The following is an 8,642-nucleotide window of genomic DNA, read 5'->3' on the forward strand; positions in this document are numbered from 1 at the left end:
CCCGCATTTGCGCGCCATGTTGGTCGTGGTCCAGGTCTCATCGATGAAGACGAGCCTTTCCGGATCGAGATCGAGCTGGCTCTCGAACCAGGCTTCGCGCCGCGCCTTTACGTCCGGGCGGTCCTGTTCGCTCGCATGGGCGGTCTTTTTTTGAACGTCAGACCGCAACGGTCGAGAAACGTCCACAATGTCGCGCGACTGGCCTTCACGCCGCGCTCGGCAAGCAGCCGCTCCAGGAGTTCGCTGATCGTCAAGTCCGGCGTCGCCTCGATCAATCCCAGCAAATAGGGGATCGAGCTTCGAGCGTCGAGGCTGTCCCTGCTTGCGCGCCGTGCGCTCCCCGGTCTCTCGCGCCCGCCGCACCCAGACAATCGCCGTGGCGTCGCCGACCCCAAACCTTGCTGCCGCATGGCGAGCCGGCACTCCCGCCAACGCGGCGTCAATCACGCGATCACGCAAATCCTGGCTGTAGGCCCTCGCCATCCGTCGCCTCCATCGCTATCGCGATGAAAGAATCATGCTCTCGCCGATTCGGGAATCCCCAACAGAATCGGAAAACAACGAACCCGCTCTAGCTCATTCGCAGAGAGACCAAAGCAATAGCAATGCGCCGATCATCAGGAAGCCCCTCCGCCTTTCTTGGAGAGATGGCATTGGGCAAGTAAAAAAGCAGATCAATCGGATTTGAAGTTTCTGCCGAGCCTAACGCTATATCGATAGTGGTTTTATCGCTTATTTCAAAAAACCCTTTGAATGTTCCATTCATAAAGACAAGAACGTCTTGAACTGGCGTGCCTTCGGATGCATAACCCCAAACTGTCGCAGAGATTAACTTCGCCCTTGCTCTTGACGGCAGCGAAAGCGCTGCAGCTTTTCCCTCACTCCAAACGAATCCCTTCTCAGGTTCGCCCCACCCGCGAACAAGCGTTTTATTGCCAGATAAGCCCTTTCCGTATTGGAAAATGCCGCCTTCATCATTCTGGTGGCGATCCAATTTTTCCATTATGGCCTCGCGGTTTTATCGCTTCGCATTAGGTCTGACGACTGACTTAAGTTTATCTACACACTCAAGCTATAAACTAACCGCCTTCTGCCTGTCACTACTGGTTTGAGTGGAGCACGATGTTTGCGGAAGACGGTGCCGCTTGTTTGAACAGCCCTATGGAATTCTACAGGCATTTTCGGGGTCGATGGCGCAACCGAAAAGAGCATATCATAAACGCCACTGCTTCCTCTCGAGAAAATAAAAAAGCTTTAGATCTTCGCTAAAGATGTTGTAAAGTTTTACCTGCGAGGCTAACGGCAATTGCTCAAACTTCACATATTCGGTTGATTTATTATCAATGCGCTCTGTTGGGACGCCAAATCGGTTGAGTAGTGCCCCCAGCGCGGAAATGGGAAATATTTCTATGCCCAAAATCTGTATCCACTCGATCGCCGAGTTTGCAGTCGGCTCTCTACCCAGCGTCGCGCAAGCGATATTGCCCATTAGAATTTTATCAAAGAAAACTTCGGCGAAGTTTGCCAGTTCGTCGCGTGTTTCAAGTTTGCGATCGCCAGTCAACCCCAACTGTTTTCTCAAATCCAAAGAATCCGCACGGTCAGAGTATTCGTTAATTAACGTAATAGAGTAGTTCAAAGCGGAGATTGCGGAGTCTATGGGGTCACGAATTGTAGAAAATATGGTGTCGGTTCCCCGCTTCAATTTGTAAAGCATGATGTCTCTAACGGTCGGATGACCAAAAAAAACAATGTTTCTCACTCTCGGGTCGTGCAACGCTTTCGCTTCTTCGGCGAGAATGTCCATTCGTCGCGCGTTATGTCCCTCAAATATAGCGCGCGGCATGTAGACAATAGCGTGCCGGGGATCATCGATAAATGCGTTCATTACGGTGGTTCCGCCGCTTTTGGGAATATGAACATATATCATTCTTTTCAAGTGGCGATATTCATTAGCTAGGGTTCCGACTGATCCGTTTATGAACTCATCAGAACAAAGCATTTCCGCAATTGCAGCGCCCGGATTTGAGACCGGAGCCCTCGCAGAAATTGCGGAGTCGGCTGTACGCTGCAAAATCTGTTCGTAATAGAAGCGCCGATATCGGGCCGCGCTGTTCTTTTCCCACAGGAAGCCAAGTGCTTTGATTCCCGCTCCTGGTCCATCAGGGTGGCGAAGCGCCTCAAGAACCTCGCTGAGCGCGGATTTTGGTTCTTCATCAGTGAACTCAATTGTCGAGGAGCTTTGGACGTTCATTGTCGTTTCACTCAGTTCGAGGCAATAGAGACTATCGTGCACTAAGTGGGCGATTATTGGGCATTTTTTCGGAACCCTCGGCACCTCGTTGGGTGTTGACATCTTCCGGGCTCGAATGCGGCCGCACAGACGCCGCACGCCCATTTGGAAGTTCGCGGATCATCTCCAAATCAAAAGCGTGTGCTTGGAGCACCTTGTTATGATCTGGCTGACTGACCCAGTCTCACCGACTGATGCGTTATATTTTCCGTTCGACCACCCTACGTCCTCGACGACCTCGCAGCGTACGCCTCCGCTGGAGCCTGAGAAATCCTACCCTTCGCTATGAGCGTTCCAGATTACGCGATCGTTTTGTTCGCAGCAGCGACTTTGACCAGCATCCGCGGCATGCGAGTCCAACATCGGAGGCCAAGCCAGGCCGTGATCGGTTAGACACCTGCAGCCGTGGTCAGCCGACGAGCTACCGGATCTTCTTTCACCTGATGCTCGGAGCCCGATCGCTCGGACTCCGTTTGAACACCATCATTCTAAGGAAGAGCCGCCAATCTGGCTAGGTTTACGAGCCCGCCGTTACGGCATCTAGTTGTATGCCCATGCGTAAGCAGTCGGGCCAGAAGTATTTGTGCACAGAACTTGCCGTGTCACTGCACCCGTTGCAGTTAGGGCGTCGCCATAAACGCCAGCTCCATATGACGCGCCATTGGAAACGATAGCGATAGAGCCAAGAAGCGAGGAAGAGCAATGAGGAAGCGTAGCTATCGTGAAAGTCTTAAGCGTTATTGTGCTGTTGAATACAGCGGGGACATATGTTGTTGTTCCAAACGGGCTGGTCGAAAAGGTATTGTTACCGCTGCCGTCACGAAGATATATAACTTGTCCGGTCGAAGACGGTTGAACGAACATGTTTCCAGCAGGGTCCGCGCCAACTACGCCTGTTCTAATTGTAGCTGTCCCGTCCGAGCCTTGAAACCCGATAAGCTGGCTAGGGGAGTTCGCGGTGTTGATGTAAGAATTGGTTCCGATAAGCAAAGCGTAACCGCTCGGTTGGCCATTGATCTGTATGCCAACTGTCCACGGTAAGTAGGCCCCCCCAGCCGCCGGAGAACCAAACGGCGTCAGAACAATCCCATATGCTCCTCGCGTTGGCACAACCTCGGCGCCGCCAGAGATTTGAAGCCCGATACCCTGACCGACAGGATTTGACCCATCCGGCAGCTTGCGGAAGTTGACATCCAGCTCGGCAGCATAACAGGACACATTGTTAAAACCAGTCTTTGTGCCGGAGATCTCTTTAGCTGTGTTTGTGCAGATGGTGTTAAGGCCCCATGCCCAAGTATTTGCCGCATTGACCATCGCCCCACCGAATAATCCAACGGCCGAGCCATTTGGAGCAGGTGCACTCGTTCGCGCATGGCCAGCTATGGCTGCTTCCACAAACGACCCTGTGTCAGTTGAGGGTATGTCTATCGCGCCTGCTAGAGCCTGCGGCGTGCCGCCTGCGCCTCCTCCGAGCATGGAGGATGTCGGCAGATTGTTCACGTTGACGAGCGCTTTCGTGTAAACGCCGTAATTGGTACCCCATTCGGGGTCGCGGCTGGTCGAAGTAATAGCGCTAGCGGAGGTTGTTGTCCGCGCTTCCGTCGAGCTTATCATCCCGAGGCTTTGCCACGTTGCGCCGACGTTTGCGCCGAACGCATATGGGGTGATTATTCTGCTCTTAGTGATTTGCTTCGAAACGTAAGCTTGCGTCTCGCCCCCGATCGCGCAAAGAGCGAGTATCAGACTTAACCGCTTGTTTACCCAAACCATTGACTTCCCACACTGGTTGAATTCAGTCCGGATTCGGAGCCATGAGCCGCCCTGGTCAACCCTACGAGTGATCCAAAGGTTTCGACGTCGTCGACGCCCCCGGGGCCGCGGTCGAGTCTGAATTGGGGGCCAATCTTATGTGCAAGCCAGCCATTACTCATGCACGAGCCAACGCTGCGCCACCACCCTGGCGCTTTATAAGCACAGGCCCTATACCGGCGAGACGATAACGACAAGGGTGCAAATGAGCCTGCGGCGCACTGCAAGGTGGACAATTCAACTGATCGAACAACCTGACTGAGCAGGAGCGAAAAAAACAAACGTCAAGTATCTCCGTTACGCCGCATGACAACGGCGTCCTGAAGCCCGGTAACGGCACCGGGATAGACCTCGACGATTTCGAAGAACTCTCCCCAGACGGACGCGATATGCTTGTTCAGTTGATAGGTCGCTCGATAATAGTCTTTGATCGCCAAATGCGGGCCAAGGTTATAGTCCAACTGCGCGTCCGCAATGCCGCGTGTATACAAGTCACGTAACGTAACTGGGTCAAGGTATTTGTGTGTCGTCAGCGCATGCTCGGTCACGGCCGATAGTATAGCGATACCTCCCGGCTTCAAAATGCGCCGCAACTCGATCAGCCACTTGATTTGGTTCTGTTCGGTCAGATGATTCATAACCGAAATCGCATAGACTAAGTCGACGCTGTCGGATGCAATTTCGGTCGGCGGGAAGAATGCGCATTGCGAAATCTCGATGTCCCTCAAATGCTCTCGGCACCAGTCTACATTGAATTTGTCCACATCTATGCCAAGGACGCGCGCGTGAGGTGCGACAACCCGCTTGAACGGAATCGCGACGCGACCATAGCCAACTCCCCAGTCGAGAATCGTGTCAATGGTACCGTTTCGATATTCGGTGGCGATTGAGAGAAGCTGGTAGGCGGTCGACAGCCCAGTATTCGCCAAGTTACCGCTCAGAGCGCCTGGACCGCAGGTCCGGCTAGAGTTCTCCTCTTTTGCGAAGGTCATCCAGTCCAAATTCGGGGACGCCGCGAAGCGGGCAGCGGGGCCGAGGCCCAATCCCGTCGTCGCCGCGAGATAAGAGTTCTGCTCAACCAACTCGAACGCGAAGAATCGCTCGGTCGTCGTCGGATCGAAATGGGCCTTGAATGTCACGCCACACGGCACGCATATATTGTCGGAAAGCCCCGCCTCCTTAAACGCCAACGTCAGCGCGTTCCCCCCAATCGAGACATCGGATATACGCTTAACAGACGCTGAAAGGGGCTTGATGCTCAATTCTGAATTGGTAGGAATGACGACGGCGGCTGTCACATCGAGGACGCCCGGCGTGGAGACTGCTGCCGCAATCGTGCTCGCCGAATAGGCCTGGGCCATAATCCGAGAGATTGGTTTCGAATACATTGGTGCCAAGCGCTCAACGACTGTGGGCCCGGAAAGCTGGTCGCCAGTCGAAACGCGTCTGACAACGACGACAGCCGATTTGTCTCGCGACGCGATCTGCGGAAAGTAAAACCGGAAGCCAGCTTGGCCGTCCCCAATGTGCGCATCGACCAAATCCTGACGGAAGACGCTAGGTTGTACAACTGCAGTCTGTTTACCGTCGACTTCAATGGCAACAGGCGCTGGCGTTACCTGATCGGGCTCTATGGCCCAGCCTTCGACCATGAAATTTGTAAGGACATTGACGACGCCAATATTCATTCCCTAGACTCCATCAGAGAAACCGCTGACTTAGCATGGGATTGGAAGCATGGGCCTTGCTGAAGCCAAAACTTAGCATGGCGGTGGAAGCAAGAGTAGCCATGCTGAAGCCGTCCATCTTCGATCGGGTGACGGGTCTTCTCGAGCTTTGCTGGATTTTCGTGGCGTGATCATGACGGTCGCGGCAAGGCAGACGGGAGGAGGTTTGCCGCCAGTCGATCATATTTCGTTGCAATACGTCGGAAGTCTTTCAGCCGCCCAAACATCCCCTCGATGACGTTGCGGTTGCGATAGAGGAAAGGCGAGAAGCAGTTCTTCCATTTGCGGTTCTTTTTTGCGGGATGTTCGGCATCGCGCCTTTATCCTCGACCTGACGACGGATCCCATCGCTATCGTATCCTTTGTCTGCGTGCAGGATCGAAGATGCAGGTAATTGCCTCAGCAAGAGCGCGCCCGCCGTGCAGTCGGCGATATGTCTGCCCGTTAGCAAGAACGCAATCGGACGACACTCGGGGTCGGCGTGGATTTTCGCGGTGCGTCCGCCGCGTGAGCGGCCGATCGTAACCAGCCTAGAGTTAGGAATCTACTTCTGGTCGATTGCGCTGCGTGGCACGAGAGGCTCTTGTTTGCCTTTAGTCAATGGGATTTAGTCAGTCGAGATGACTGTACGCCAATCGTTGAGTAGCGCCTCCAGCATGTCCTCACACGAGCGACGTGGACGCCACCCCGTTGCAGCCCGCAATCGAGAGCTATCGCAGGTCATGCAAGGAATGTCGACTGAGGAGGGACGCCGCAGCTGCGGATCGGCCTCGATGTCGATGGTCACCCGCGCGCGGGCGACCAGCAAATCAAGCAGAGAGGAAATCCTGCGCGGTTCGCCCGACGCCACGTTGAACACTGTGGTATTAGAAAAGTCGGCGGCTTTTTCGATCAGCCGCATATAGGCATCGACGACGTCGCGCACGTCGAGAAAATCGCGCGCCTTGGAGAGATCTCCGACCCTGAGGCGGGGCTCGGCGCGCCCCGCCTCGATGGCCGCGATCTGCGCGGCGAAGGAGGAGAGAGCGAAGTTGCGATTGCGCTGGCCGGGTCCTGAATGATTGACCGGCCGCGCCACGATGAGCCGCCCCTTGGGCGCCAGGAGATCGGAAAGCGCGCTCTCGGCGGCGACCTTCGAGCGGCTATAGACGTCCACCGGCCGCAACGGGGCGTCCTCGTTCAAGATCCCGTCGCGAAAGCTTGCGCCGTAGACAGCCGCCGTCGAGGCGAAAAGAAACGCGGCGGTTGGGCAGTGCCGGGCGACCGCAGCCCCAAGCGCGAAAGAACCATGAAAATTCACCCGCCAAGTCATTTCAGCGGCGTGCAGCGCCTGCGCGATCGACGACTGACCCGCGAGATGCACGACGAGGTCGGGACGCAAGCGCGCAATCAGCGCGTCGATCGCGGCTTCATCGACAAGATCTGCGATGGCAGCGGCGAAAGCCTTATGGCCGCCATGTTCGCCGGGACGCAGCAGCAGCGACCGCGTCGCCTGCGGATAGGCCGCGGCCAAAGCGGCGCAGAGGTGGCCGCCGACAAATCCGGCGCCGCCCGTCACCAAGATGCGCTCGAAGGCGGCCATCGCGGGCGCTCTTTTTCGGGCTAGGCCGACAATTCATAGACTTGTGTCTCGTACGCTGACGCATGGCGCACGAGCGTGTCGCGCCGCAGCCGCTCGAGATCGGCGTCGACCATCTCGCAGATCATTTCGCGAAGATCGATCTCCGGCGTCCAGCCAAGAACCTTGCGCGCCTTGCTGGAGTCGCCAAGCAAAACGTCCACCTCCGCCGGACGGTAGAACGCCGGGTCGATGATGACGAATTTCTTCATGTCGAGGCCGGCGTGCTCGAATGCGATGTGGCACATGTCGCGCACCGTGGTGGTGACGCCGGTCGCCACGACGTAATCGTCAGGCTTCTCCTGCTGCAGCATCAACCACATGGCGCGCACGTAATCCTTGGCGTGGCCCCAGTCGCGCTTGGCGTCGATATTCCCGAGCCGCAACTCCGTCGCGCGGCCGAGCTTGATCGCGGCGACGCCGGTCGTGACCTTGCGGGTGACGAATTCGACGCCGCGCAGCGGGCTTTCATGATTGAAGAGAATGCCCGAGGACGCGTGAAGGCCGAAGCTCTCGCGATAGTTCACCGTGATCCAATGGCCGTAGAGCTTCGCCACCGCATAGGGGCTGCGCGGGTAGAAGGGCGTCTTCTCGCTCTGCATCGGCTCCTGAATGAGCCCGTACATTTCTGAGGACGACGCCTGATAGAAGCGCGCTTTGGGCGCGCCGAGCCGCATCGCCTCGAGCACGTTGGTCACGCCGACGCCGGTGACGTTTGCGGTGAGGAGGGGCTGGCGCCAGGAAGACGCGACATAGGACTGCGCCGCGAGATTATAGATCTCATCCGGCTGGATGTCCTGCACGGTGCGCAGCAGGCTTGAAAGATCTGCAAGATCGGCGTCGTGCAAAGTCAGCTTGCCGCTGATGCCGAGCCAGCGCAGGCGATGGTCTTCGACGCCGCGGTGCGATGAGCGCCGCACCACCCCATGCACTTCATAGCCCTTGTCGAGGAGAAACTGGGAAAGATAGGCGCCGTCCTGTCCTGTAACCCCGGTCACTATAGCGCGTTTCATCGGAGAGACTCCGTTTAAAGAGGTCAATTTAATTCGCAAGCAACCGAGTGGTGATCCGATTATAGGCGTCTTCGAAGCGGACGATGTCGTCCTCGCCCAGATAGGAGCCCGTCTGCACTTCGATCAGCTCCAGATCAATCTTGCCGGGATTGGTCAGGCGGTGCTTGCTGCCGATCGGCAGG

General features: G+C 56.3%; 6 protein-coding genes and 2 pseudogenes. All 8 read right to left on the reverse strand.

Annotated elements, in window-relative coordinates; translation table 11 throughout:
* Nucleotides 1–483 (reverse strand): annotated as a pseudogene (locus IYY11_RS00390) (IS630 transposase-related protein); the annotation flags it as partial.
* An 88-nt stretch (nucleotides 484–571) separates the two neighbouring features.
* Nucleotides 572–1,003: a hypothetical protein gene (locus IYY11_RS00395; protein WP_196402311.1), complete on the reverse strand. Its 432-nt coding sequence runs from the start codon at nucleotides 1,001–1,003 to the stop codon at nucleotides 572–574.
* 210 nt (nucleotides 1,004–1,213) lie between these two features.
* Entirely contained in the window at nucleotides 1,214–2,254 is a 1,041-nt protein-coding gene (locus tag IYY11_RS00400) for a hypothetical protein (protein WP_196402312.1), read from the reverse strand.
* Nucleotides 2,255–4,386: 2,132 nt separating this feature from the next.
* A complete protein-coding gene (locus IYY11_RS00405) occupies nucleotides 4,387–5,790 on the reverse strand; it encodes a bifunctional 2-polyprenyl-6-hydroxyphenol methylase/3-demethylubiquinol 3-O-methyltransferase UbiG (RefSeq protein WP_196402313.1) in 1,404 nt (467 codons plus the stop codon).
* Nucleotides 5,791–5,960: 170 nt separating this feature from the next.
* Nucleotides 5,961–6,349: pseudogene (locus tag IYY11_RS00410) on the reverse strand (IS5 family transposase); the annotation flags it as partial.
* Nucleotides 6,350–6,436: 87 nt separating this feature from the next.
* Nucleotides 6,437–7,411, reverse strand: coding sequence for an NAD-dependent epimerase/dehydratase family protein (locus IYY11_RS00415; protein WP_196402314.1), 975 nt, complete (start codon nucleotides 7,409–7,411; stop codon nucleotides 6,437–6,439).
* Between the two features lie 20 nt (nucleotides 7,412–7,431).
* A complete protein-coding gene (gene gmd, locus IYY11_RS00420; RefSeq protein ID WP_196402315.1) occupies nucleotides 7,432–8,460 on the reverse strand; it encodes a GDP-mannose 4,6-dehydratase in 1,029 nt (342 codons plus the stop codon).
* 28 nt (nucleotides 8,461–8,488) lie between these two features.
* Nucleotides 8,489–8,642, reverse strand: a 154-nt coding sequence (locus tag IYY11_RS23155; RefSeq protein WP_210331175.1) for a hypothetical protein, incomplete at its 5' end; no start/stop codon positions are given.

This window comes from Methylocystis sp. H62 (assembly GCF_015709515.1).
Classification (GTDB): domain Bacteria; phylum Pseudomonadota; class Alphaproteobacteria; order Rhizobiales; family Beijerinckiaceae; genus Methylocystis.